Source organism: Cyclobacterium sp. SOCE241, from assembly GCF_056867545.1.
On record NZ_CP149779.1, the window covers coordinates 5,535,865 to 5,560,313 of the forward strand.

21 protein-coding genes and 5 pseudogenes are annotated in these 24,449 nt (G+C 38.0%); 6 read left to right on the forward strand and 20 right to left on the reverse strand.

Annotated elements, in window-relative coordinates:
• Positions 1-136: 136 nt before the first annotated feature.
• The 3 genes from WG932_RS28185 to WG932_RS28195 form a co-directional block, all read right to left on the reverse strand.
• Positions 137-1,636 (reverse strand): YfcC family protein, encoded by a 1,500-nt coding sequence (locus WG932_RS28185; RefSeq protein WP_483086117.1) that lies wholly within the window; start codon positions 1,634-1,636, stop codon positions 137-139.
• A complete protein-coding gene (locus WG932_RS28190) occupies positions 1,633-2,001 on the reverse strand; it encodes an iron chaperone (RefSeq protein ID WP_014020970.1) in 369 nt (122 codons plus the stop codon). The genes WG932_RS28185 and WG932_RS28190 overlap by 4 nt, the downstream gene beginning before the upstream one ends.
• 559 nt (positions 2,002-2,560) lie before the next feature.
• Positions 2,561-2,872 (reverse strand): hypothetical protein, encoded by a 312-nt coding sequence (locus WG932_RS28195; RefSeq protein WP_483086118.1) that lies wholly within the window; start codon positions 2,870-2,872, stop codon positions 2,561-2,563.
• A gap of 226 nt (positions 2,873-3,098) precedes the next feature.
• Between WG932_RS28195 and WG932_RS28200 the strand changes: the two genes are divergently transcribed.
• Positions 3,099-3,227, forward strand: a complete 129-nt coding sequence (locus tag WG932_RS28200; protein ID WP_483086119.1) for a hypothetical protein — start codon at positions 3,099-3,101, stop codon at positions 3,225-3,227.
• A gap of 29 nt (positions 3,228-3,256) precedes the next feature.
• On the opposite strand, the pseudogene WG932_RS28205 reads toward WG932_RS28200, so the two are convergent.
• The 6 genes and pseudogenes from WG932_RS28205 to WG932_RS28230 form a co-directional block, all read right to left on the reverse strand.
• Positions 3,257-4,842, reverse strand: a pseudogene (locus WG932_RS28205) (zinc-dependent metalloprotease).
• Positions 4,839-5,429 carry a DUF5117 domain-containing protein gene (locus WG932_RS28210; RefSeq protein WP_483086120.1) on the reverse strand — a complete coding sequence of 197 codons (591 nt, stop codon included), beginning with the start codon at positions 5,427-5,429 and terminating at the stop codon, positions 4,839-4,841. The pseudogene WG932_RS28205 and the gene WG932_RS28210 overlap by 4 nt, the downstream one beginning before the upstream one ends.
• A 574-nt stretch (positions 5,430-6,003) precedes the next feature.
• The gene (locus WG932_RS28215; RefSeq protein WP_483086121.1) at positions 6,004-6,354 is read right to left on the reverse strand and encodes an alpha/beta fold hydrolase; all 351 of its coding nucleotides are present in this window, start codon (positions 6,352-6,354) and stop codon (positions 6,004-6,006) included.
• Positions 6,355-6,368: 14 nt separating this feature from the next.
• Positions 6,369-6,911, reverse strand: coding sequence for an alpha/beta fold hydrolase (locus WG932_RS28220; RefSeq protein ID WP_483086122.1), 543 nt, complete (start codon positions 6,909-6,911; stop codon positions 6,369-6,371).
• 120 nt (positions 6,912-7,031) lie between these two features.
• Complete coding sequence (locus WG932_RS28225) at positions 7,032-7,721, reverse strand: helix-turn-helix transcriptional regulator (protein WP_149393833.1); 690 nt, start codon at positions 7,719-7,721, stop codon at positions 7,032-7,034.
• A 416-nt stretch (positions 7,722-8,137) separates the two neighbouring features.
• Positions 8,138-9,091, reverse strand: coding sequence for an SDR family oxidoreductase (locus WG932_RS28230; protein WP_483086123.1), 954 nt, complete (start codon positions 9,089-9,091; stop codon positions 8,138-8,140).
• 122 nt (positions 9,092-9,213) lie between these two features.
• Between WG932_RS28230 and WG932_RS28235 the strand changes: the two are divergent.
• Positions 9,214-9,324: pseudogene (locus WG932_RS28235) on the forward strand (zinc-binding dehydrogenase); the annotation flags it as partial.
• On the opposite strand, the pseudogene WG932_RS28240 reads toward WG932_RS28235, so the two are convergent.
• The 11 genes and pseudogenes from WG932_RS28240 to WG932_RS28290 form a co-directional block, all read right to left on the reverse strand.
• A pseudogene (locus WG932_RS28240) lies at positions 9,321-9,809 on the reverse strand (Crp/Fnr family transcriptional regulator); the annotation flags it as partial. The pseudogenes WG932_RS28235 and WG932_RS28240 sit on opposite strands and share 4 nt — an antisense overlap.
• 555 nt (positions 9,810-10,364) lie before the next feature.
• The gene (locus WG932_RS28245; protein WP_483086124.1) at positions 10,365-11,207 is read right to left on the reverse strand and encodes a hypothetical protein; all 843 of its coding nucleotides are present in this window, start codon (positions 11,205-11,207) and stop codon (positions 10,365-10,367) included.
• 106 nt (positions 11,208-11,313) lie between these two features.
• Complete coding sequence (locus WG932_RS28250; protein WP_483086125.1) at positions 11,314-12,111, reverse strand: SDR family NAD(P)-dependent oxidoreductase; 798 nt, start codon at positions 12,109-12,111, stop codon at positions 11,314-11,316.
• Positions 12,112-12,113: 2 nt separating this feature from the next.
• On the reverse strand, positions 12,114-12,977 hold the full coding sequence (locus WG932_RS28255; protein ID WP_483086126.1) for a DUF4437 domain-containing protein: 864 nt from the start codon (positions 12,975-12,977) through the stop codon (positions 12,114-12,116).
• 11 nt (positions 12,978-12,988) lie between these two features.
• Positions 12,989-13,975, reverse strand: a complete 987-nt coding sequence (locus tag WG932_RS28260; RefSeq protein ID WP_339677737.1) for a zinc-dependent alcohol dehydrogenase family protein — start codon at positions 13,973-13,975, stop codon at positions 12,989-12,991.
• A 573-nt stretch (positions 13,976-14,548) separates the two neighbouring features.
• Positions 14,549-15,409: an SDR family oxidoreductase gene (locus WG932_RS28265; RefSeq protein WP_483086127.1), complete on the reverse strand. Its 861-nt coding sequence runs from the start codon at positions 15,407-15,409 to the stop codon at positions 14,549-14,551.
• Between the two features lie 359 nt (positions 15,410-15,768).
• Positions 15,769-15,942, reverse strand: a pseudogene (locus WG932_RS28270) (hypothetical protein); the annotation flags it as partial.
• A 466-nt stretch (positions 15,943-16,408) separates the two neighbouring features.
• Positions 16,409-16,570: a hypothetical protein gene (locus WG932_RS28275; protein ID WP_483086128.1), complete on the reverse strand. Its 162-nt coding sequence runs from the start codon at positions 16,568-16,570 to the stop codon at positions 16,409-16,411.
• 1 nt (position 16,571) lies between these two features.
• Positions 16,572-17,015: a MoaF-related domain-containing protein gene (locus WG932_RS28280; protein WP_339677732.1), complete on the reverse strand. Its 444-nt coding sequence runs from the start codon at positions 17,013-17,015 to the stop codon at positions 16,572-16,574.
• A gap of 115 nt (positions 17,016-17,130) precedes the next feature.
• Positions 17,131-17,820 (reverse strand): nuclear transport factor 2 family protein, encoded by a 690-nt coding sequence (locus tag WG932_RS28285; protein WP_483086129.1) that lies wholly within the window; start codon positions 17,818-17,820, stop codon positions 17,131-17,133.
• A gap of 185 nt (positions 17,821-18,005) precedes the next feature.
• Complete coding sequence (locus WG932_RS28290; RefSeq protein ID WP_483086130.1) at positions 18,006-18,887, reverse strand: AraC family transcriptional regulator; 882 nt, start codon at positions 18,885-18,887, stop codon at positions 18,006-18,008.
• 814 nt (positions 18,888-19,701) lie between these two features.
• On the opposite strand from WG932_RS28290, the pseudogene WG932_RS28295 reads away from it, so the two are divergent.
• The 4 genes and pseudogenes from WG932_RS28295 to WG932_RS28310 form a co-directional block, all read left to right on the forward strand.
• Positions 19,702-21,243, forward strand: a pseudogene (locus WG932_RS28295) (SusC/RagA family TonB-linked outer membrane protein); the annotation flags it as partial.
• Between the two features lie 134 nt (positions 21,244-21,377).
• Positions 21,378-21,962: a TonB-dependent receptor domain-containing protein gene (locus WG932_RS28300; RefSeq protein ID WP_483088734.1), complete on the forward strand. Its 585-nt coding sequence runs from the start codon at positions 21,378-21,380 to the stop codon at positions 21,960-21,962.
• Between the two features lie 143 nt (positions 21,963-22,105).
• Positions 22,106-22,690 (forward strand): hypothetical protein, encoded by a 585-nt coding sequence (locus WG932_RS28305; RefSeq protein WP_483086131.1) that lies wholly within the window; start codon positions 22,106-22,108, stop codon positions 22,688-22,690.
• A 31-nt stretch (positions 22,691-22,721) separates the two neighbouring features.
• Positions 22,722-24,413: a RagB/SusD family nutrient uptake outer membrane protein gene (locus tag WG932_RS28310; protein ID WP_483086132.1), complete on the forward strand. Its 1,692-nt coding sequence runs from the start codon at positions 22,722-22,724 to the stop codon at positions 24,411-24,413.
• Positions 24,414-24,449 lie beyond the last annotated feature (36 nt).

Below are 24,449 nucleotides of genomic sequence, written 5' to 3' on the forward strand. Positions count from 1 at the left end.
AGAATGTTATTTTGGTGGTGTTTTGCTTTAATTGCAATAACGCCACCAAAAAATAATTTGTTGTTAACCCCTGTTAAGTAATAGAAAACCTATTTATCAATTCGACTTAAAACCCAAATTTTTATTATTCTTGGTGTCAAACAAAGTATACAGATAAGGTTAAAAACACCATACTTGTTATCAATAATATTAACAATAACGGGCTGATAAATTTTATCCATTTGTCAAACCCAATATGTACCATAGCTAAGGCAGGTAAAATAAGACTTGTAGGATTGATAAGGTTAAATAGTCCCATCCCTAACAGGTAAGCGTCAACTATTGTTTCCCTTCCTATGCTCACAGAATCTGCCAAAGGAGCCATAATGGGCATCGTAAGTACAGCCATTCCAGAAGATGAAGGCATGAAAAAGGACAGTCCTCCATATACTAATAACATAAAGTTAGTAAATATACCTTTATTCATGCCCGCTGTGACATTGCTCGCATGAAACAGAATGGTATCGCTAATAAGTCCATCTTCCATTAATATGGTGATCCCCCGAGCTATGCCAACAAGGAATGCAACCCCAAGCAAAGTGGAAGCACCACTGGTGAAGGCTTCTACAAAAACCGTCTCCTTTACCCTTGCAATAAAACCTATAACGATGGCCCCAACAAGAAATGTACTGGTCATCTCTACAAACCACCAATCCAGAAAGGATACCCCAATAATCATCAATAAAAAACACAAAGAAAATACAATGAGTATGAGTCCTAATTTTGGGTTGAGTTTGGCAGTAGAATTTACTGAATTTCGTTCAAATTGTGAATTTATCATCTCTTGTTGATCAGAAATAATAGATTTCGAGGGATCGTCTTTTACCCGCTTTGCATAGCGGAGAATATAAAGAATGGTGATGAGCAGGCATATTACTAACATGATCAGGCGATTATCAAGTCCTGTTGTCCAGTTAATCCCGGCAGTATCGGAGGCTATTATGGTAGAAAAGGGATTTGTGGTAGAACACATGGTGCCAATACCTGAGCCAAGGAAAATACAAGCAAGCCCAACCATTGCGTCGTATTTTGCTGCAAGAAAAACCGGTATAAGTATGGGGTAAAAGGCCATGGTTTCTTCTCCTAAACCAAAGGTAGTTCCACCGGCAGCAATTAAACTTGTTACCAAAATAATAAGCATGTACTCGCGACCCTTGAGACTCACAGACAAATAGGCTATCCCAGCATCAAATGCGCCAGAAAGGTTCATTATGCCTATTAAACCTCCAATGATTAAAATTAAGAAAATAATATCCGAAGAGGCTATGATACCCTTTATTGGTGATTTTGCCAAGGCGCCTATCCCCTGAGGACGCGCTTCTAGCTCTTTATAAGTATTTGGAATTGCGATTGGCTTATAAATATCTCCGGAAAGAAACTTTTCAATGGGGATTTTTATTTGAAGTTCTTCCAAGGTCTTTTGGGTTGCAGGAAGTTCAATGCTTTGAGCCAAATTGCTCTTAACGAATGTATGGGTTTGACTTTGGTAAATTAGGGTGTCGTATTTACCTGCAGGGATCAGCCATGTTAAGACAGCAACCATTGCTGCAATAAAGATTAAAATTGTATGGGCAGTTGGAAGTTTTAGTTTGTTCATTTTTGCTGCTGATTTTTATTCAGTTTGGCTTGTTCAATGATCAGCTGCTTTATTTCTCTTGTAGGAATCTTTTGGTCAAACTTAATCTGGATGGTTTTCTTACCGGTTTTATAACCTTTTTCTTCAAGTGATTTCCTGACATCATCGGGGATTGAATCCACACCCACACTTAGGTGCTTTTTGGCCAAAGAAAAGCCAACAAGAATTCCGTGGTATTTGTAAATTGGCACATTCCAACTGATCCCACCTATAGCTTCGGGAGCGGTGGTTTCTATTAGTTTTTTAAGCTGAACCATAAGTCCTTGAGCCTCAAGTGGAGCAATTTGGATAAACTCATCCACTGTTTTAGGTTTTGCATCTTCCATTTTTCTTGTCGTTCCTTTTACAGAGCTAAAATACCAAGATAAATCCTTAAGTACCAATTAAAACTTTGGATCAGCATATCCAATTACCTTTATTTGAAAGTGCATCAAACAGGCATTTCGACTCCTTTCGCAATTCCGGCTTTAGCCTTCCGGATCGGATCCTACTTTGAACTTTATGCAAATCATAATATTCAAATTTTCGCATTGAATTTTGATAAATACAACAGAACTAACAGTGTCATTTATAAATACATATGACCACCAAACCCTGTGTTAAATTCGCTAAGGATAGCGATTTATCACAAAAAGAGTTTAAAACGGAAAAGCTTTTTCCTAGTGCAATATTCACAAAATCAAGTAAGGCCCAATGCTTTTCTCCTTCAGGATATACCATGTAACTGTGCACTTGATTCACTTTTAGAAATCCATTCACTTGGTCTCATCTTTATTTGCTTAGGTGGCTACTACCAAACTATAATTTCTGCTTTTGATTTAACCTCAATCATTCTTGTAAATTCAATTTTGTTGGAATGGTCTTTAGTTTGAGCAATAATTGAATTTAATGGCTTGTCTCGTACTTTTTTGAATTAATGATCAATTCTAAACCTGTGTTTTTTTTTAATAATTCACTTAAAGCTCCATGATTAATTTTATCCATACCTACAATTAAAAGCTTAAGTGATTTTAATTGACTCAAGAGCAATAGATCTTTGCAATTGGCTTTTATAAAACCTAAATGTAATTCTTCCATATTTTTCAGCTTTGTAAGGAAAGGAATACAATCTGCAATTAAAGCGGTGTCTTTTAATTTCAGGTGTTTCAATTGAGTCAAATTACTCAACATATTGCCACCTTCATTGGTAATATCCATATGGGTTAGGTTAATTTCAAAAACTTTTCCCAGATAGGGGACTAAAAAAGAAATGATTTCATCCGTTAATGGGATAGACCATAAATTAAGATTAAGTTGCTCCCCACTCTGTTTCTCAAAATCTTCAGGTTTGCATTGAAATTGTTGTTTCCAGAATCGTTTTTCTTTTTTTCATAATGTTTCAAATACGCCAACCTAGTATTTAGTAAGGAAAAATAGGGATTAAATGAAACAAAATGCAAAGAATACAGCTAAAGTAGACGATGTTTTCAAACCTTATGAAGGTTCTAAAAGAAATACCTTTGACCGGAATGAGTTAAATTCCAATTTGATTCGCATGTCCTTAGCAGATTAAATTCAACTACTTAATTTATGATTCCCCGATTAATGGTAATCATGAAATCCCTCACACCCAATGGGTGAGCCGGGAGGCATTTCCTGTACCTGTGGGATTGTCCAGTTTTCAGGGTTTGCGGATGCATTGGTTATCATCTCCATTAAAGCAACCGCATGTGCTTTTTCTTCAAAGCTATCCCCATTTTTAGTTAAATGTTTACCTTTTATTTCTTCTTGTAAATAATATTTAGATATAGCCCTCACGAGTATATCAGGGTTATGAATGCCGGCTTGAATTAAATGTAATACAAAACTTGCTTGTACAAGTTGATTGATTTGTCTTTCAGTATTAGTTTTCACTTTTGTATTAAAGATTTTTTGACTGATTTGATCGTAATAAGCTTTCAGATTGTACTCTTTTTGCTGGTTGATTCTTGCCAATCGTTCTTCTTGGAACATAAACCTAAATAAATTGTTTGTGGCTGAAGCAGCCGCAGCCAGAGGGTCTAACAAAAAGCCGGTATTTCCAGCAAAGGACTCTCTGTCTTTATTATAACCATATGCCGGAGGAGGAATTAGCGCTTTAATATGTTGGGGAATTTGTAAATAATTGGGCTCAATAGTTTTTAATAAGGCATCAACGGCCAGTTCTTGGGTTTTCCCCTCAATCGGATGAATATTTGGTGGTTCATTGTACCCTTTTACTGCATAGCTATAGGCTACGCCACCAATTAGCTTGGATACTGCCTCTACTTGATATCGATTCATATAGTAAAGAGGTACCAAAATGTTTTCCAGCTCAGAGTAAGGCCTTCCTTCCGGAATGGTTTTGCTCCGAAATTTTTCAAGGAATAAGCTCTCACCTCATTTATCCGCTCCAATTCATCAACGGCATTACTTCCATTATCCCAAAGGTGTGCAGAAGGGTGCAAACCACCTCGCGCACGAGCATCTTTGTCGGATATAAATCCGGTATTGGATCGAAGGGTTTCTTTTACAATTTGCGCTAAAGCAGCTTCTTCATCGGTTTGGGGGCCAAAATCCTGATAACCATAAAGGACTGCTCGTTTATCCCACTCGCCAATTTTATCATCATAGGCCTTGCTGATATCTGCCTTCCCATTCAAAATATTAATCAAGGGGTGTGGGTAATCCATGACTGATGCCCTATGGTCTGCAGAGGCAGCAAAGTTGTGGGCTAAACCAATGGTATGACCAATTTCGTGAGCAGAAAGCTGTCGTAATCTTGCCAAGGCAAGTTCCATTAATTCATCATGATTATAGTTTGAATTGGCAAATGGAGACAAAATACCTTGAGCGATCATAAAATCCTGTCGAACGCGAAGAGAGCCTAAGCTTACATGGCCTTTTATTATTTCTCCGGTTCTTGGGTCTGTTATAGTACTGCCATAGCTCCAACCACGGGTGCTTCTGTGTACCCATTGAATTACATTGTAGCGGATATCTAAAGGGTGGGCACTTTCCGGTAATACTTTAACTTGAAACGCATTGATATAGCCGGCTGCTTCGAAGGCTTGATTCCACCATTTTGCTCCCTCAAGCAAGGCAGACTTTACGGGTTCCGGACAACCTGGATCTAAATAATAAACAATTGGCTCTACTGCCTCGCTCATTCTTGCAGTTGGGTCTTTTTCTCCAATCTGTGCCTAGTAATTAATCTTTTGTTGATGTCTTCATAAATAGGTGTGGAATAATCTGAATAGGCAATGCCAAAATATCCTGCAGATGGATGGAATACCCTTGGTTTGTAGTTATTATCAGGTAAACGTATAAATGAATGATGCATGTTCACAGTTACAAAGCCTGCATCCGGAGTTACACTACGGATTTCTGCACCTTTAGCCTCCCCTTTAAAAGTAATCATTGCTTCAAATTCAGTATTATCGGGAAAGCTGATAGTATTCGGTAAATATATTGCAGACTTCGATTGATCCACTGTATAGTGGCCTTGATTTTTCCTGCTTAAAGTGTTGGCAATACCATGGGCATCACGAAGCAAAAAATTTGTTATATCAATGCGGTAGTGCCCATTGTCGGCATTAAGAATAGGAAATCCCCCAATGACTGATTTTGCAAATGCTTCTTCTATAGAATTTGCCTCTGCTTGGTTATTACTTGTTCCTCGGAAATTATAATTGGGTTGAATAAGCAAAATTTTATCACCGACCTTTTCAAATTTCACTATTCGTCTTCCACCCAATTGGCCACGGTCTAATCCTAAATCATTTGAGCCAATTCCCGTTGCTAAGGCATTGACATATAAAAATTCTTCCCCAAGTTGATCAATGATAAGAATGATTCTGTCATCTTTTTCCTGCCATTTAAAATCAAAAAACCTTTGTTTTGTTGCGTCGAGAAGCCAAATATAGGGATGAATAAGAAAATTAAGGATTTGAGAAAAGACATAGTACCTTGTTTTTCTTAAAGATAAAAATAGAAAACGGAATTATGACCTTAGTTAGATAAAAATTTAGACCGTGTAGGTATAAACCTAAAATGGGAAATTTTTATTAAATCTGTCTCTTGATTAAAGAGATATTTATTTCTTTTAGCCAAGCCATCGGCTAAAACTGTTGATGCATGCCACCTCATCTTTATCGATGTCAGTTTAACGTAAGGTGAATTGAATCTAGGAATGTAACAGTTGGCCAACCAAATATTCAATTGAGGCTTGAGTGCCTTGATTACACAAGCCAAACAGCTTGTATGAACGGATTTTTTATCAGTTCATCAAGCTATTTGGCTGCTAAGAGAAAAAACAGTAGTTTTCTATTTTAACTAGATTGTTGTCTTAGCCATTCTAGAATTACTTTGTTTGTTTCTTCCGGTTTTTCTTGTTGAATACAATGACCACAATCAATACTGACGACATCTGCATTGGGTACAAAATCTGTCAGGTTCTCCAATTTTGGGATCATGTCTTTTTCTCCGTAAATCATCAATGTTGGGTGTGGTATGATTGGATTCACCTCTGATATTAAATGCCAATTTCGGTCAAGGTTTCGGTACCAATTGATACTCCCTGTAAAACCTGATGTTTTAAAGGCGGAAATATAAACAGCCAATTCACTTTCACTCATTAGGGGATCACCAAGCGGGTTTTCGGCATTGGCAAGGTTTATCATAAGCATTCCGGGTTCTAGGGGTGATATTGGTACATTCTTTCGGAATAAATTGCGTAAGAAATTGGAATTTTTTTACCTAATATTTCATCTGCTACTCCCTGTTGCCGGTTAAAATGGACGAAATAATTGTCTCCTCCGAATATTTCTTCCATCCACTCTATCCAGGGTTTTTCTCCCCGTACTTGATAGGGTAGAGCCAAGTTTATAATTTTTTTTACTCGCTCCGGATGCAACAATCCAAGATTCCAGATAACATTTGCTCCCCAATCATGACCTATAAATAGCGCATCCTTGTACCCATAATGATCAAGTAATCCCACCAAATCACCTGTTAAATGTTCAATGTCATATTTGGTTACTTCTTCAGGGCAAGAAGAGTTTCCATAACCTCGCTGATTAGGAATAAGAATATGATAGCCTGCTTTGACAAGTTCCGGAATCTGGAAACGCCAAGAGTAGGCAGTCTCAGGAAAGCCATGGCAGAGTACAACTGGTTTTCCTTGATTCTCTTTACCAGCCTCAAATACTTCCAGTTTAATGTCATTAACTGAAATCACACTAGGACTTGGGAATTCGATTGACTTTTTTTCATTACTTTTGATTTTTTTATGTTTAAAAAAATAGAATTCAAAAGTAAATCCGGTCGGTGACAGCCTTATGTCAAGGGTCAATTGTGATTATTGATATTTGTCAAAATATTCTTGTAATGTCATTTTATGAGGTTCAAATTTCTCTTCAAGAATCTCCATTTTTTGAATTCTATCAGGACGGAAAAATCGAAATTCATTACGTAAACGGCACCATGCCACCAAATACCAATTTTCGGAATTTAATATGGCAAATGGCTCTATTATTCTTTTTGTTACTAGATTCTCTTTGTTGGTATATTCAATACTCACAAGGTTAAAATTGGTCAGTGCGTATTGTAAATCTGATAAATTATCACTATTCCTTTCTTGACTTAGCACTAGCCGGTATTGGGTTCTATCAGTAAGTAAATTTGTTTTGTCCTTGACCGTGTATTTTAGGATTGATTTAATTTTATCAATGGCTTCCCCGTAATCTTTTACAAATGATGCGTCCTTACTTTTTAGTACGAGCTGTTCAGCAAGTACCAGGGCATTTGCCTGTTTTTCGGTAAACATTACAGGTGGAATTTTGTACCCCTCCATTAATGAATACCCTTTTCCTTCTTCTGTAAACAGTGGAACACCGGATTGTTCTAGCGCTTTGATATCTCGGTAGATCGTCCTTTTACTTACAGCGAATTTACTTGCTAATTCTGAGGCTGTCACAATTCGTTTTGTCTGCAATTGAACCAAGATTGCGGTTAATCTTGATAGTCTGTTAGTTTCGGAAAAATCCATTATAAAGAGCCAATATTAATTTTACTAATTGGAGTTTAAAATTTAGGTTCTGGAATCCTTCTATCCAATGAATTGATATTTTTACTAAATGGAATTGCTGATTAAAGGTCCTTTGCTTAATTTTTTACGGGTATCAAAGATAAGGATTTAAGTCAGTAATAAGGATCTATTGCCTATGTCGGATTTAAGCTAATGCTTTCGTGATCGTTTTTAAAAAGTGGTAATGATCTGTAAACCAGGTCAAAACCCTTCTCCTAAAGCAGTAAATGAACCAATCAGAGGTGCCCAGGGCCTAATACATCTAAGTATTTGGAATGGCCGGAAGTAATTCAAAATACTAGTTACAGATAGTAATGCTGTTCGCCTTTTCGGCAACCAATATTTTATCCTTGAAACTTTTCAATTTTTTCCCTTAATTAAATTTCCCACTTTACTCCTGTTTCCTTTTCTGAAAGCTCCCACAGCCTTTTAGCCACAGTCTTGTCTTTGGCATGGGGCTTTAGTTCGTGGGGCCCTACAGGTCCTACCCAATTGCTTCTACCCGTAGGCCCATAAAAGGCGGTTTGGTCTAAATCAGGCTCTGTGGCGCACATTAATTCAGGATAGGCTCCATTTTCAGCAGGTTGTGTCAAAGGCGATAACTTCATAAGACCAAAAATAATTTTCATCATAAAGCTTCCACTCGTTGCGATTAATGATGTTCTGGAAGAGCCGGGATGGCAAGCATAAGCTTTTACATCCGTTTTACCGGCTTTTGCCAACCTGTCTTGTAGTTCGTAAATGGTCATGATTTGAGCCAATTTACTCTGGCTATAGGCATCATTGGCTGTATAATCCTTGTCCCAGTTCAAATCATCAAACTTGATGGTTTTGATACCCATGTCATAGCCCAGACTACCTACGGTAACAATACGCCCTTTTGATTTTTCAATCATAGGGAAAAGCAAAGCTTGCAAGGTGAAATGGCCGAAGTAATTCACACCCATCTGACTTTCCCAGCCGTCTTTGGTGATTTGTTGTTTGGGTACTTGGGCAATGGCACCATTGCAAATTAAAGCGTCAATGCGATCAACTTTTTGCATAACCTCGGTAGCAGCTTTTTTTACTGATGCCTGTTCTCCCAAGTCCATGGTAATGTTGTTAACATCAATACCATCTCCAAGGTTTTCTTTCAATGTAGCGATGGTAATTTGCGCTTTTTGTGGGTTCCTGTTAAGCATCACTACCTTCGCCCCTTTCGAAAGTAGAATGCGTGCTGCTTCATAGCCCGTACCGCTTGTAGTACCTGTAATTACAAAGGTCTTGCCTGTTAAATCTTTTATCCTTTCGGGTAACCACCCTTTTTTACCAAATTGATTTGTCGTGTTCATGGCTGTTTTATTTTGTTGATACAAAGATGAGTAAAGCAAGGCCTATAAGACGGATACGCTATTTCGAAAGGTGTATACTTTTTGGTTTTTTCTTTAAAAATTTATAATATCTTGTAGAAAAAGGGAAAGTTAAGGCTGTGATAGATCGTATTTATCCATTGGAAAAGATGTCAGAAGCTCACGATTATGTTGAGAATGGTCACAAAAAAGGCAAAGTAATAATTACTGTTTAATTATTCAGGAGGGAGGAGGAGATACGTTTTCTAATACGGCTTAAAGATTCGGGTTTGACCCCTATATAGCTGGCAAGATGATATTGAGGAATACGCTGCACTAGCCCGGGTTTTGATTTTAATAGCTTACGATAACGCTGCTCGGGAGAATCTGTATAATACGATGTCAATGCTTCTTTTTGTTCAGCAAAAGCTGCTTCCATTATGGTCCGAGAAATTGTTTCGAACCGTGAGAATTTTTTGAAAAGTTCCTGAGCTTGTTGTTCATTGCCCACTACAACTGTAGTATCTTCAATACAAACCCAATTGTGAGTCGCCTGATTATTTTTAGATAAACTGTTGAGTGAAATAGCCCATTGATCCTCGAAAAAGAAATTCGTAGTTTTCTCATCTCCCTCAGATAAGATAAATTCTCTAATGCAACCTTTAAGTACAAAATAGGTGTTTTCAGAAATTTGTCCTTCTTTTAATAAATATCCTCCTTTTGCGAAAGCTTTCGTTTACATGCTTTTAGCTATTGTGTCGGATTCTTCCTTTGAAAGAGCGCAAATTTTGGAGAAGTATTTGACAAACTTTTCGTGCATTATTGTCTGTGTGGGTTAACCTGTAAGGTGATGTAAATTTCTCGGGAAGAAATGCCGTATTCTCCCGAAGGTGCCATGGGAAGTGAATATATTTCAAAAAAATGACCGTTGCAAGAAAGTTGTTTGCCCACAAGCAACTGAAATGGAACCCACCAAGCAAAGGCTTTACCTGAGAACGAAACCCTTAACTAAGATCAATGATTCAAGCAAGATCAGGATTTTTGCTACCTATCAGATTAAGTGCGAAGTGCTGGCTTTATGGGTAGAGAATAGTGGTGAATAAAAGCTAGTTAGACAACCCTGCCAGGATTTTCTGATAGGGTTGTCTACCAAAGCCAGTCGGAATAATCATGTTTAAAATCTTGTTTTGTATAGCATTGGTGCATTAGAAGCAAAAGGATCCTATAATAAGTAAGCCTTTAAATATTTTGCCTAGATTATTCAATTCCATTTCTTTTAAAATGGGGCAAAAGTATCTTTGGGCGCATTTGGTACAGTCCATCGCTGACGAGCAGTGATGTTTTCTGTAGCCTCAACATTAAGACTTGAGTGAGAAAGGTTTCCATAGCTACTTACTCCACCTCTTGGTATTTGCATGCGGTCTCCATATAGCCATACCACTAAGTTGTTGCGTTGTCCACTAGTAATTGGGTGGGTGGCGTGTGGCACACTGCCACTGTGAATGATCGCTTTGCCCGGTTCAAAAACAGTTTGTACTGCTTTGCCTGTGGTCTTGTCGTGGAAATCAACTTGTGAACCCGTGAATGTTTCATCCGGTAAGTTAATATTGATATTCAAAGTAGCCGCTGAGGCATCCGTATGGGCATGTAAATCCTTGTCTTTATCAGGGTTGTATTGAATGGAAAAACCAAATGTTTGATTATCGTAGCCATAAGTGCCCAATAATAATCGGGATATGGGACGCATATACCGATCCATTAATGCATTGTAAAATGCCTGGAAATTTGGAGCTGCAAGATGTCCTTCTGAACGTGGGTCCAGCATAATTCCGTAACGGTTCAATTGAATACCATAGGGTGCACGTTTGGGAATTTGAGAATTGGCTATAGCTTCCAAGTATTTACGAAAATCAGCTAACCGATCGATATCGAAAAACTGAGCAACATATACCCCCGGAATAATTTCTTCCCACAAATTTGCTACAGCTTGTTCTTTTTCCGGGTTTTCCCAAGCTTCATTAACAGCTTTTCGCAGACGAGGGTCAAGTAGCGATTCATCAGGGATTAGCAAACTATCTTTGTTTTCAAATTCCCATGCTACCCAAGCATCTTCAAGCAATTCTCGGTTATTTTTCCAAAAAGAGAGACAGGTGCTTCACGTTGAAGTGCTGCTTGACGAGAAGGAAGGGACAGTGCGCGGGCTTGGGCAAGTGCTTTATTATTTGTCATTTTTTTAATATTTTAATTGTTTCAGCAATCAATTGATCAATTTTTTTCTCATTGTAGGCGTCATTGTGTGCTGGAGAAAAAGATCCGCGGTCATTATCAAAGTATTTCCCACTGCTCTCAGCATATTGGGCAGAAATAGCTAGGTCATATAAAATATTGGCTCCTTTATCCGCTGAGGACCAATGCTGACCATAAGCTTCACGAGCCATTTTAGTATTCAATAATGATCCGGGATTAACAGCTATGGTTATTATTTCAGGATTCGCTTTGGCTAAAGCAAAACTCCACATGGTTAAGGCTAATTTGCTTTGGGCATAGGCTGCATTACTTGAGATTTGGATGCTTCCTACTAAGGCATCTATTAAAACTGTGGATTGTGCAGCCGAGCTTAAATTGATGATTCTCGGCGAAATTCCTTTTTTAAGTAGAGGCAATAATCCGTTGGTCAATAGGTATGGAGCTAAATAATTGACCGCAAATCGTATATCTAATTTGTCTTGATTTTGCTCAAATTGACTTATTAAAACACCCGCATTATTGATCAATACATCAATGGAAGTAAAATCATTAAATATACCAACAACCATTTGCTCAATACTGTTAAAGTCAGCTAAATCAGATACATAACCGCGGATTCTAGCATTGCCTGTTTGCTCTTTAATAGCTGATATGGTGTTTGCTAATTTTTCGGGATTTCTTCCATGGAGTAATATTTGGTGACCTTGTTTAGCCAATTTAAATGCTGTCAACTTACCAATTCCATCTGTACTCCCCGTGATTAATATTGTTTTCATTTTTAATCAATTTTAATACTACCGTTTGTCCTGATGTAAAGCAGCACCTCCTGATTCAAATTTGAAAGGGGATGAATGGCTTTGCTTGTAGCACTAAAAGAACTTCCGGCGTCTAATACTTTGGTTACTTGATTTGGAGGAAGGGTGTAATGCAACTCACCTTGAATAACAACAGAATGAAAAACAGTTCCCTCTGTTTTAATGCTTCCATGATACCCTTTAGGAAGTTTTACAAACAGTCCTTTTTCATCATTGGCCTCCCATAGAAAGCTTATTTTAGCTTTACTGTTGGTCTTCATCCAATTGCTTTTTTTGCTGTCTAACCAAACTACATTTGAAACATCTATATTGATAGGTCGCTCTCCATTGTCATAGGCTTCCTCAATGGGTTGAACCAAATAAGGCCCTTTGTCTATCTCTACCAAAGCTATATTTTCTTCACCTTTGGCAGAAGTAATGTGCGATTCTCCTTTGGGTTGGGTCCAGAAACTGCCTGGTTTCATCCACATATTTGCTGCTTTTGGGTCATCATTGTGAATGCTTCCTTTGATTACAACAGCTCGATAGGTTACATTGTGAATATGAGGTGGAGAGGAAAAGCCATCGGCAAATTTTGCGAGAAATCCGGTAGGTACCTCGCCTTTCCTATCTCCCCAAACCGTACCGGCTTGTGGACTTTGATCTCCTCTGGCGGGATTTAGTTTTTCCCATTTAATTTCAGACCTTAACAGTACTTTATTTGTTGGGTTTGAAATTTGTTCTGAAGCTTTGTTTTCAGTTTTGCTAGCGGTTGGCCGTCCTACTTGACATGAAACTAAAGTTAAAGTCGATAAGATTAACGAAAGGTATGCCTTTTGTAAATTCATGATGTGTTTTATTAATTTTCTACAACTACCTTTCCTATAGCTTTACCGCTTTCCAATCTCGAATATGCTTCTCCAACACTATCTAATGAAAACTGCTGTTCATCAAGGAATGGTTTTAAATCTCCTGCTTCCACAATTTTTGAAATCTCACTTAATATTTCTCCGTGCTTTTCTCTTTGAAAATTGTGTAGCATTGGTATTAACATAAAAACAACGTGCAAAGAAAGCCCTTTAAAATGCACCGGATTTAAATCTAACTCAAGCAGCGAAACGGTTGTAGAAACCTGACCATTTAAAGCTGCGGCTTCAAATGAGTTTAATAAATTTTTACCACCCACTGTATCAAAAACAATGTCAAAACCTGATCCTTTGGTATACTTTTTTGTGTAGGCTTCAACACCTTCTTTCATAAAATCAATAAAGGTAGCACCAAAATTATTTACCACTTCGCCTTGGATTTCACCCGTTCCGGTTGCAAATACATTTGCTCCAAAATACTTCGCCATTTGTACAGCCAAGTGACCAACTCCTCCAGCTCCACCGTGCACCAATACATTAAGCCCGCTTTTAATTCCGGCTCTCATTAATCCTTCATAAGCAGTAATTCCAACCAAGGGTAGGGCGGCAGCTTCTCGCATGGTAAGGTTTTTAGGCTTGTGCGCGATTAATTTGCTGTCAGCAGCAATATATTCTGCCAAAGTCCCTTGTAAATCTGCCAATCCACCGGCACATCCATAAACTTCATCTCCAATAGAAAATTCAGTAATTCCTTCACCTAACTTTTCAATTGTCCCGGCGAAGTCCATTCCCAATATGGCCGGATTATCAGGGGAAAAAGGCAAGTCTTTTCCCATATTTCGAATCATTGTATCTACTGTATTAATACTTGATGCGGAAATTTTAACCAATACCTGGTCACTTTTTACTATTGGCTTTTCTACTTCTTTAGGTGCAAACTTTGCGTTTTCACCATATTCATTGAGAACCATTGCTTTCATAACTTGTTGAATTTTAAATACTATAAATAATATAGTTGCAAACTTAAGTATAGTTAGTAGTATTTGCAATAACGGTCAAAAAGGATAGTCTAAGATTCATGGATAAAAAAGGGAGAATATAGCTCAGTTTAAGAGGTAGGACGGATCTATCCTAAGAAAATTCAATGACGGCGGTAATTGGAGGGAAGTAGAAAACTGCGATTTATTGTATGCCTATCATAAAAAATTAAAGTCAAACCATTGTGAAAGAACCAAAGCCTATGATTACTGTAGGAATTTAAATTAATAGGTATTATCTCCGGAGAAAAATAATAGGATAAAAAAATGATCTCCAACCACTAGCTGTCAGCAGTTCACTGCCTTTATTGGGCTAAAAATGCATTACTTAATTGGTTTGCAAGACTTTGAAAAATGTTAGCCTGTAATCTAGAAAACGCAAACCTTCAGCCATTCCCTTTTCTAGGAGCCAAAACCTTGCTTTCTTATTAGTGGGGGCAAGATGGTAAAGGGCTACCGAACCCATAGTTTCAGTAGCCCTAGGATACTATGCTGTTTTTCTCTGCATTGTCTGTTTTAGAGAAAGGAAGCTGTAATATTTTTTACCAACTTGGTTCCATCAGGATCAGCCGCTGTTTTCAATTGGCAAAAATCTTCTGCCCATTGAGAAGATCGTATTCGCAGTGGAGGGTTTTCATTTTGTGCGACATTTAAAATTACTTGTGCTACTTCAAGTCCGGTTTGATAAACTTGCTCAGCACCTTCATTAGCGCGTTGCTGATTGCCGGTCATGTATTTCTCAAAAATGGGAAGATATTCACCTGTGGCGAACTTTCCATCTACAGCAGTTTTACCAATTGCAGAAGCCATAAACTCCGTTGAAATTCCTCCTGGCTCTACGTTCGAGATTTTTATATTGAAAGCAGGTGAGACATAAGTTGCTAAGCCTTCTGCAAATCCTTCAATGGCGAACTTTGCTGCGCAGTATAACTCGTTAAACGGCTGCCCTACCAGTCCTCCTACAGAAGTAATGTTGATGATTTGTCCGGATTTTTGTTGGCGCATATAAGGCAATACGGTTTGTGTGCAAAAAACAGTTCCCAGATAATTTACATCCGTTACCCACCGAATTTCTTCTTCAGTAGCCTGCTCTGTAGTTTTGGCAAAGCCTGCCCCGGCATTATTGATTAGCAGATCAATCTGGCCATCTTTAGCCACCACAGTTTCTACAGCTTTTTTTATAGATTGGGGATCAGTAACATCCAATTCCAAAATTTCAATATCCAGACCCTCGGTGGTAATTCTCTCCTGGAGTGAATCCGCTTTTTTAAGGTTGCGCATGGTGGCATACACTCTATAATTTTGCTTAGCGAAAAGGATAGCACTTTCAAATCCCACACCTGTGGAAGTTCCTGTTATAATTACGTTTCTCTTCATTTCGATTATTTTTATAAAGCTTCATTCGATTTCAGTGAGGATAGAAGCTTGTATCGTTTATTTTGGTACAAATATCAAAATGCAGCAATTAGAAATGCTTGCCATTTGGCAAGAAAAACCCGGGTAAGAAATATATTAATTAGATGTGATGGCTTTTCTTATCCTACTTAAAGAAAAAGGCGTAATTCCCAAATAGGAAGCAATGTGGTTTAAGGCAGCTTTTTGAGCAATCTTGGGGTAGGAGTGTAGGAAATTTAAATAAGCGCTTTGCGCATCAATGTTGATTAGGCTTCGCTGAAAATTAGTTTTGCGAAGCAACACCTCATTAATGATTTTTTGCACAGTAACCTCCCAGTTGGCTATCTCTTTGCAAAAAGGCTCCAAGCCTCCCGGTTAATGATGATTACCTCACAATCAGTTTCAGCCTGTATGCTGCCGGCACTTGGTGAAAATTCAAAAAAACTGGTGATATTCCCCACAAATTCATTTTCAGCCATAAAATGAGCAGTAATTTCCTGACCTTCAGCATCATAAAAAAATAGCGAAAAATTCCTGAGGTAATAAAACCAACTTCATTGCTCCTTTTTCCACTTTGCACAAAATACGATTTGGCTTTATAGCTGACTCGTTTCGTGTTGGCCTCCAATAGTGCTTTTTCGGCTGCTGATAGTGGCTTGTATTGATTTAAAAATTCGGCTAATGTCATGAAGGTGGCTTAATTTAATTGTGTTGAGACCGCCTTGTGTGAAGTCATACATAGGTGGAACTCTAGCTAATCGAAGTTACCAAATTATTATTAAGAGTGAAAGTTTCCTTCAGGTGAGTTGTGATAGCATTTAAGTAGTCAATAAGAAAGGATAGTATCACCTGAGAGGCTTTTCATTGGTTACTCCTTTACAGTGACCTCCTTTCAGATACTCCGGAAAAAGGGTGAGTACCCGAGCCGGAAAAGCTCGGATTACTCGAAGGGTTTTTATCTTTTCTCTTTCAGTAGTTTTTCTATTTGCTCTGCCTTCTCTTTGTAATTCTGCATAGCTTTTTTAATTGTTCTACTTTTTCAATCAACTGATCATCTTGTAAGGTTTCATAGGTGACTGATTCACCCGTTGCTTTTATCTTGGCTTTACTGCCACAAGTTGGGCAAGTGGCTACATTACTCATCTTATTTCTTTTTTAAGTGGTCAATAACTCCTGTTTGAAATACAGTTTTCAATGTTCTTTCAGGCTTATTTTCGTAACCTACTATGATCGAGCTGTGCACAATCATTTTGTCGAAATCAAAAACAATGGTTAAATAGTCTTTTTTGTCGGTTTCGTGCCAGTTTACTAAGTATAAATTTTCACCCATTTTTAAAGAGCGATAAGGAATATCTGCGTTCCCTCTTCCTTTTCCGGGGCCCACAATCCATTCATATTTAGCTTTACCCTTTTCAAACTCCATGTGAATTGCTTTTCCATCTTGGTATTGGAAGTTCAGAGAATACCCATCTAATAAGTGTTCTGCTTCCCCAAATTGGAATTTGTGGTTTTCTGTTTGTCCTTGAGCACAGCTTAAGCCAAGGCCGAAGACTGCCAAATAAACAAATGTGATTAATTTAGTTTTCATTTTGATTGAATTTAAAGTGAAGGTTAAAAATTAAACTTTCCGTTACTGTTCTTTCTTTCAGATTCAGGTAAGATCGTTTCAATGGTGTCCCAGTGTTCTACAATTTTGCCGTTTTCTATCCTGAATAAATCATAGAAGGAGGTAGGCTTTCCTGCAAATGTTCCTTCAGTAACAGAAAGCACAAAGTTCCCTTCTCCCAATAGGATATGGCTTTTTCAAAAACCATAGTAATCCCTTGTTTTGCCATTTCTTCAATTGCTTTACCAAAGCCTGACAGGCCATCTCCTATCATTGAATTGTGTTGTATATAATTGTCTCCATCAAAATACTGGGGCAATTTATCAAACTCACCTCCGATTAAAACGGTGTTCACAAAATCCTTAATCAAGGCTTTATTTTCTTCAGTTTTGTCATAATTTTTAATTTTTATGACCCCATCTGTTTGTGAACGATTACTTGGGTTGGCAGGAGCTAGGTCTGAAAAATTATCCCAATGTTCTACAATTTTTCCATTTTCAAACTTAAAAATATCAAAGCCTATTTTGGGGCCGAAAAAATCATATTCAGTATGTGTAAATGCATATTCTCCATCTTGAAAAGATCGTACCACGTTGGCTTTAAATCCGCCTTTCGGTGCATGATGCAATACCGCTCCAAAACCTTCCAGACCATCTGCTACCGAAAGGTTGTGTTGTTTGTAGTTGGTTGGGTTGATGTAAGCAATGGTTGACTTATCACCGGTTTCTAGGCTTGTAATTAAAGCAGAAGCTTTTTCTTTGTTTGTCAATTCTAATTCTGTTTTCATTTTTTCTAATTTTTTAGAATTGTTCAGTTTGTTTTGGGCGTTGCAAACGATCATTGTAAGAGCGAGTGCAAGGGTTGTTATAATAGTTTTCATTTTCTTTGTTGTTTAGTATGGACACAAAGGTGAAGCAATAACAACTTGTAGAAAAGATGAAAATGGATGTGGAAATGGTTAAAGTTGAACTACTAGTCCCTTTTTAAAGATTTTATAAAGGATTTAGGGGTTAAACCTGTGTTTTTCTTAAAATACTTAGTGAAGTTAGTGGGATCCTCAAAGCCCAGTTTGTATGCGAGTTCAGCAGAATTTGTGGTTGAATTGATAAGGTTTCTTTTTGCTTGTAAAATAATAAAGTCGTCAATTACATTTTTGGCGGTTTTATTGATCAACTCTTTGCAAACGGTGTTGAGATGCTTGTAGCTTACAGCCAGTTCTTTGGCGTAAAAATTGGCGCTTCTGCTGTAGGTTAGGTTCTTCTCGAGAAGCGAAATAAAATTTTGGTAAAGGATTATTTTTGCAGCATCGGAGATGTGAAAAGTTAGGTTTTGTTTTAAGTTTTCTGCTTTTGAAATTAAAATAGTTAAAAGTGAATTGATTATGGTTTTGTGATTAAATGAATGAGGCCTTCCATATTCCTTGAGCAGTAGGTTAAAATAGGTTAGAAAATCAGAATTCTGACCAATCTGGAGAATAGGCGAAAACAGCTCCGGATTAAAAAGTCTAAATACAAAATCATTTGTTAAATTAGAGAAGCTATTAACAAAGTATTCTTCGGTAAATATTATGCAATAACCTTTTAGGTTTTCTGAAAACTCGAAAGCACTGATTTGGTCTTTGGTGAGGTAGATGAGGCTATTTTCTTGTACAGGAAACCAATTAAAATCAATAAAATGTCTTCCTGAACCTTGGGTGAAAAAAATTAGATTATAGAATTTTAGCTGATGGGGCATTTCAGGATCGTGTGTATGGCTATTTTTATTTTTAGCGATTTCACTAATGGGAACAATTTCAAAACCAAAATTGTCAGTTGATCCGGGCTTAAATGTTATATGTGGAATATCTTTTTTCATCTTAATTACAACCAAATGTAGCTGTACCCAACCGAGGCCATTCGTGCTGAAGATACCAAAATATCTCAAAGGGAAAAACCTTGTGTCGATTTCTATGTATAAGATTTAAGGCTTAGAGGGAAGGGATGCTAGTGCGGGTTTGAATTAATAATTGTTTCTTCAAATAAAAATACCCGCAAACAAAGCAGTGATTTTGCTTAGAAAAAAGATAAAAGGAAATTTTGTACCGGCAATTCCCTGCCTTGCTCACCTCTATTTCTACGACCTACATCTCTGTTCCTACCGCTTACATTTAAGTTCCTACCATCTACAATTAGATTCCTACGGCTTACAATTGCATTTATTTGCCTTGCATCTCTATTCCTTCAGCTTTCAATAGAATTTTTCCGGATTATTTATGGCTGAGAAATGGTGTGGGGTGGGTCAAAGGTTTGTTTAACTACAAGGTGGAATCTAAAATAAGGGAAGTTATCCATTTTTTGTGCGTTTTTCAAATACCCGAAGCTAAATAGTTCTATCTAATTTTTAAACATCCATTAAAACGAAGTATTTATCCAAAACAATTAATTGCGCATTGATCTTCTTGAATATTGTAAGTATTTATTTACTATTAGTTGTAAAAATTTTTCTATATGTAGTTTGTATTAATTTTCGATAACGTTATCGCTAATAAATTTAACTATTTTAATTTAATTAATTGTTTTATGGGGTAAATTGAACTTAAAGTTTGTGTAAAATAAGTTGAACTTAATGCTACCGCTCTATGAAAAAAATTACTAAATCTTTAATCTTCCTCCTTTCTTTATTGGTGGGGATGAATTGTGGAAATGTCTTTGCCCAAGGGGTTAAGGTCTTGAATGGTACGGTTTCCGATCCTAATGGACAGTCCATACCCGGCGCCACTATTCTAGTGAAAGGTACTACAAATGGTACGGTCACAGATATGGATGGAAAATACACTCTCAGCGTGGGTGCAAATGCCCAAGTGATTGTTGTCTCATTTGTAGGGATGCTTACAAGTGAAGTAGAAATAGGTAATAGAAGCCAAATTGATGTGACACTGAAAGAGGAAACCGCAGACTTGGATGAGTTTGTGGTCATTGGCTATGGTACCCAAAAGAAAGCCACTCTCACCGGATCGGTTACTAGCGTAGAGAATGATCAAGTGATTAGCAATCCTTCAGTAAATTTAACCAACTCTTTATCAGGGCTTCTGCCGGGATTGGTCGCCATGAATAGAACAGGCGAGCCGGGAGCAGACAGTTCTACAATATTGATCCGGGGGAGCAATACTACCGGGGATAATAGCCCTTTTGTAGTGGTAGATGGCGTTCAAAATCCTCCGGGTTGGCAAAGAATTAACCCCAATGACATTGAGTCAATTTCTGTATTAAAAGATGCTTCTGCTGCTATTTATGGTGCGAGAGCTGCCAACGGGGTAATTCTTATCACAACTAAAAGAGGAAAAGCCGGAAAGCCAACATTAAGTTACACTTTTAATCAAGGGATAAGCCAGCCCACACGACTTCCAGAACTGGCAAGTTCTGCTCTTTTCGCAGGATATGTCAATGAAATGATGGTCAGAGATGGTCAAGACCCTCGGTATACAGAAGCTGAAATTGAATTGTTTCGAAATGGTACTGATCCCAATTACCCCAATACTAATTGGTACAAGGAGGTTTTGAAGGATTATTCCCTACAGAGCATGCACAATTTGAGTTTGAGGGGAGGGTCTGAATCCGTTCGCTATTCTATGTCAGGTTCTTATTCACACCAAAACAGTATATTTAAAAAGGGGGTGCATGACTTTAAAGGTTATACCATTAGATCCAATATCGATGCGGATGTGAATGAATACATTACGGTAAATCTGGACTTAAACTTGGGGTTGGATGATCGTTCGCAACCGGGAACGGAAAACCCTTGGGGTTGGCTAAATGCCATTCCAATGATGCCTGTCTACTATGAAAATGGTTACCCTTCCGCAGGAATTGAGCAGGGGCTAAACCCGGCCGTTATGACTACCTCAGCTTCAGGGGACCACAATACTAAATCCAAAAGAGCCATCACCAAGGTAGGTTTTAATATCAAAGCACCCTGGTTAGAAGGTTTAGGCATGGACGGCTATTTTGTATATAGCAACGAAGATATCTTAGACAAAAGGTGGAGAACCCCTTGGACAGTTTATAATTATGACCAAGAGAATGATACTTATCTACCCCTTAGGGGAGGAAGAATTACGGCTCCCGAATTGACGCAGTCTACGCAAAGTGTAAGCAGTACCTTTCTTAATCTTAGATTGAAATACGAAAAACAATTTGGAGATCATTATATCAACTCCTTCGTTGGAGCTGAACAGACCAAGGGGGGAATGGGTACTATGAAGCTTTTAGAAGAAACTACCTTTCTCCAACCTTATCCGAATTATTTGCGGGAGACCCCGCTACTCAGCAAAATGATGGAGTATCTGCAGAGTCATCTAGACAAAGTATTCTCGGAAGAATTAGTTACAATTTTCAAGAAAAATACATCATCGATTTCAATGCAAGATATGATGGGTCTTATGTATTTCCTGAAGGTAAACGCTTTGGGTTCTTTCCAGGGGTATCCGCTGCTTGGGTAATGTCCGAAGAGTTTTTTAAAGAGGTGTCCGGCGTTAACGATTTAAAACTTAGGGCCTCCGTAGGTAAAATGGGAAATGACAGAATTAGTCCTTTCCAGTTTATGCCGGCGTACAGCTTGGGACTTAACGGTTATCATTTTGGATCGCCTACGGCATCCCAGTTGGGAGTTGTGCCGGGTGTTACCCCAAATCCCAATGTCACATGGGAAGTAGCTACCACCTATAACCTTGGCTTGGACGGGATGTTTTGGAATGGGGGGCTTAGTTTTACTGTGGAGGTTTTCAAGCAAAGAAGGACGAATATTTTGACCAAAAGGAACTTGGAAGTACCTTTTTATACCGGTTTACAATTACCTGATGAAAATATAGGGGTGGTTGAGAATAAAGGGCTTGAAATTGCTTTAAACCACCGCGGAAACCTTCCGCTCCCGGAGGACTATCGTACACGGTAGGAGGTAATATTGCTTTTAATAAAAATACTGTAATTGATATTTCAGAAGCTCAGGATGTACCGGATTACCAAAAAGCTGAAGGTAGGATACTAGGTGCAGGCCTCTATTATCAGGCTTTAGGAATTTTTAGGACGCAAGAGGAAGTGGACTCCAATCCAATTTACCCGGGTACCCTTGTCGGGCACCTTCAATATGAGGATGTAAATGAGGATGGTATCATCAGTTCTCAAGACATGATCAGAATGGATAAATCCAATATCCCACAAATCACTTTTGGTATCAATGGTTCCATAAGTTACGGCCTATTTTCCTTATTTGCCAATTTTGCCGGACAAGGTGGCGCCTGGCAGTATTATCATCAAAATGCAAGAATTGCTATCAATGGATTGGCTGAACTTATTGAGAACAGGTATACAGAAGGAAGCATGGATTCTAAATATCCGATTCTACCCGACCTAGGTACAAGAACGCAGCCTAGTGGTCTCCAAAGTACTTTTTGGCTACAAAATGCTAGTTTTATAAGGTTCAAGACCCTTCAGTTGAGTTATAACTTGCCCAATACAATTCTTGAAAAGTTAAACCTTTCATCGGCAAGAGTTTATTTGAACGGAAACAATTTATTTACCATTTCCGAAATCAAGTGGTTCGATCCTGAAGGGGACAACGAAAGAGGTGCCTTTTACCCTCAAAGTCGAATTTTTAATTTAGGAATTGATCTGTCCTTTTAATGAATTGGTGAAAACATTAATATTTCCTATTATGAAAAATATATTTAAATTCTTACATCTAAATAGAATAGATAGGGTTTTTCCTATTTTATTACTTGTGATTTCCTTTAATTCGGCTTGTGATGACGAAGTTCTGGATGTGATTCCTGCAGACAGGTTCACAGATGAGGCTGTATGGGCAGATGAAGCCCTTATAGAAGCCTTTATAGGAAATGCCTACAGGACAATCCCTAGTGGGTTGCGCTATAGTTTATACGGTCTTTCTGTGGTAACCGACGAAATAAATGCTAGAAGTAATTCATGGGCATGGAGTGTTTGGGAAGGAAACCTCAATCCTGATGACCTAAGAGAAGTGGACTATTGGACCGGGGACAATGATAGAAACATCAATTATTGGCAACCTATCAATCGTACAAATATTTTCTTTGAGAATATTGATAGGGAAAGAGAAGTAGAAATCAATGAACAGACCAAGAACAGGATGATAGGTGAAATGAAAACCATCAGAGCCTATAGTTATTTTAAATTGGCCAGCTTGTTCGGAGGAGTTCCTTTGTTTACTAAAACTTTTACTCTGGAGGATGACTTTAAAGTCAAGCGAAATACATATCAAGAAGTAATGGAATTTGTATTTGCTGAATTGGATGAGGCCATAGAATTATTACCCGAGACGTATGATAATTCCAATATGGGAAGAGTGACTAAAGGGGCAGCCATGGCTATTAAGTCACGAGCAATCTTGTATTACGCAAGTGAACTAAATAATCCGGAAATGAGTACCGAAAAATGGCAACAAGCAGCAGATGCTGCAAAAGCAGTCATTGATTTGGGACAGTATGAGCTATTTGATGATTACAGAACCATGTTTTTGGAAGAAAATATTTACAATTCTGAAATGATATGGCAACGTCCTTATAATCAATTTGTCAGTAGTGAACGGGTTTATGTAGAGCTTAGTCTTTATCCCAATGGTTACAATGGCTTTGGACAAGTTCATCCTTTACAAAACCTAGTAGATGATTTTGAAACGATAAATGGTCTGCAACCTGAAGATGATCCTGAATACAATCCAGATGATCCTTACGTTGAAAGAGACCCTAGGTTTTATGCGACGATTTTATATGATGGAGCTCCTTTTCAAGGTAGAGAGGTAGAAACCTTTTTACCGGGAGGCTTAGATTCAAATGAAGGACCTGTTTCAGCATGGAATGCTACGCAAACCGGGTATTATCAGTTGAAATTTGCCAACGAAAGAATAGTAAACCCCAGTGGAAACAATATGTCTCAAACTCCATGGACCTTTATTAGGTATGCAGAAGTCCTTTTGAATTATGCTGAGGCCAATTATTTTCTAGGCAATGAAGAGATCACCAGAGAATATTTAAATAAAGTGAGAAGTAGACAGAGTGTAAACATGCCAGCAATAACTGAAACAGGGCAGGCTCTTTTTGAAAGAATTGTTAATGAGCGAAGAATTGAACTGGTATTTGAAGAGCACAGATGGTTTGATATTCGTCGTTGGAAAATCCTTCCTGAAGTGGCAGACAAAGATCGTACACGTATGATCATTAGAAAACAACCAGACGGTACTAAAACCTATGAAGTAGCTTATTGGAAAACTGGAAATTTCAACCCAGCCAATTATTTACTCCCCATACCCCAATCCGAAATAAATAAAAACGGCCTGTTGGAGCAGAATCCGGGCTATAATGTGGCCCCTTAAATTGGTTTTTTAATGAAAAAAGTGATGGATGTATTT

Excerpts from the sequence above, each read along its gene's own strand:
- WG932_RS28225 (WP_149393833.1), bottom strand. The coding sequence starts at position 7,721 with ATGGATTTTTCCGAAACTAACAGACTATCAAGATTAACCGCAATCTTG.
- WG932_RS28190 (WP_014020970.1), bottom strand. The coding sequence starts at position 2,001 with ATGGAAGATGCAAAACCTAAAACAGTGGATGAGTTTATCCAAATTGCT.
- WG932_RS28250 (WP_483086125.1), bottom strand. The coding sequence starts at position 12,111 with ATGAAAACAATATTAATCACGGGGAGTACAGATGGAATTGGTAAGTTG.
- WG932_RS28280 (WP_339677732.1), bottom strand. The coding sequence starts at position 17,015 with ATGAAAACTAAATTAATCACATTTGTTTATTTGGCAGTCTTCGGCCTT.
- WG932_RS28255 (WP_483086126.1), bottom strand. The coding sequence starts at position 12,977 with ATGAATTTACAAAAGGCATACCTTTCGTTAATCTTATCGACTTTAACT.
- WG932_RS28230 (WP_483086123.1), bottom strand. The coding sequence starts at position 9,091 with ATGAACACGACAAATCAATTTGGTAAAAAAGGGTGGTTACCCGAAAGG.
- WG932_RS28290 (WP_483086130.1), bottom strand. The coding sequence starts at position 18,887 with ATGAAAAAAGATATTCCACATATAACATTTAAGCCCGGATCAACTGAC.
- WG932_RS28310 (WP_483086132.1), top strand. The coding sequence starts at position 22,722 with ATGAAAAATATATTTAAATTCTTACATCTAAATAGAATAGATAGGGTT.
- WG932_RS28200 (WP_483086119.1), top strand. The coding sequence starts at position 3,099 with ATGAAACAAAATGCAAAGAATACAGCTAAAGTAGACGATGTTTTCAAA.
- WG932_RS28285 (WP_483086129.1), bottom strand. The coding sequence starts at position 17,820 with ATGAAAACAGAATTAGAATTGACAAACAAAGAAAAAGCTTCTGCTTTA.
- WG932_RS28265 (WP_483086127.1), bottom strand. The coding sequence starts at position 15,409 with ATGAAGAGAAACGTAATTATAACAGGAACTTCCACAGGTGTGGGATTT.
- WG932_RS28195 (WP_483086118.1), bottom strand. The coding sequence starts at position 2,872 with ATGGATATTACCAATGAAGGTGGCAATATGTTGAGTAATTTGACTCAA.
- WG932_RS28260 (WP_339677737.1), bottom strand. The coding sequence starts at position 13,975 with ATGAAAGCAATGGTTCTCAATGAATATGGTGAAAACGCAAAGTTTGCA.
- WG932_RS28185 (WP_483086117.1), bottom strand. The coding sequence starts at position 1,636 with ATGAACAAACTAAAACTTCCAACTGCCCATACAATTTTAATCTTTATT.
- WG932_RS28275 (WP_483086128.1), bottom strand. The coding sequence starts at position 16,570 with ATGAGTAATGTAGCCACTTGCCCAACTTGTGGCAGTAAAGCCAAGATA.
- WG932_RS28215 (WP_483086121.1), bottom strand. The coding sequence starts at position 6,354 with ATGATAAACCTTGCCAATGCCGAAAACCCGCTTGGTGATCCCCTAATG.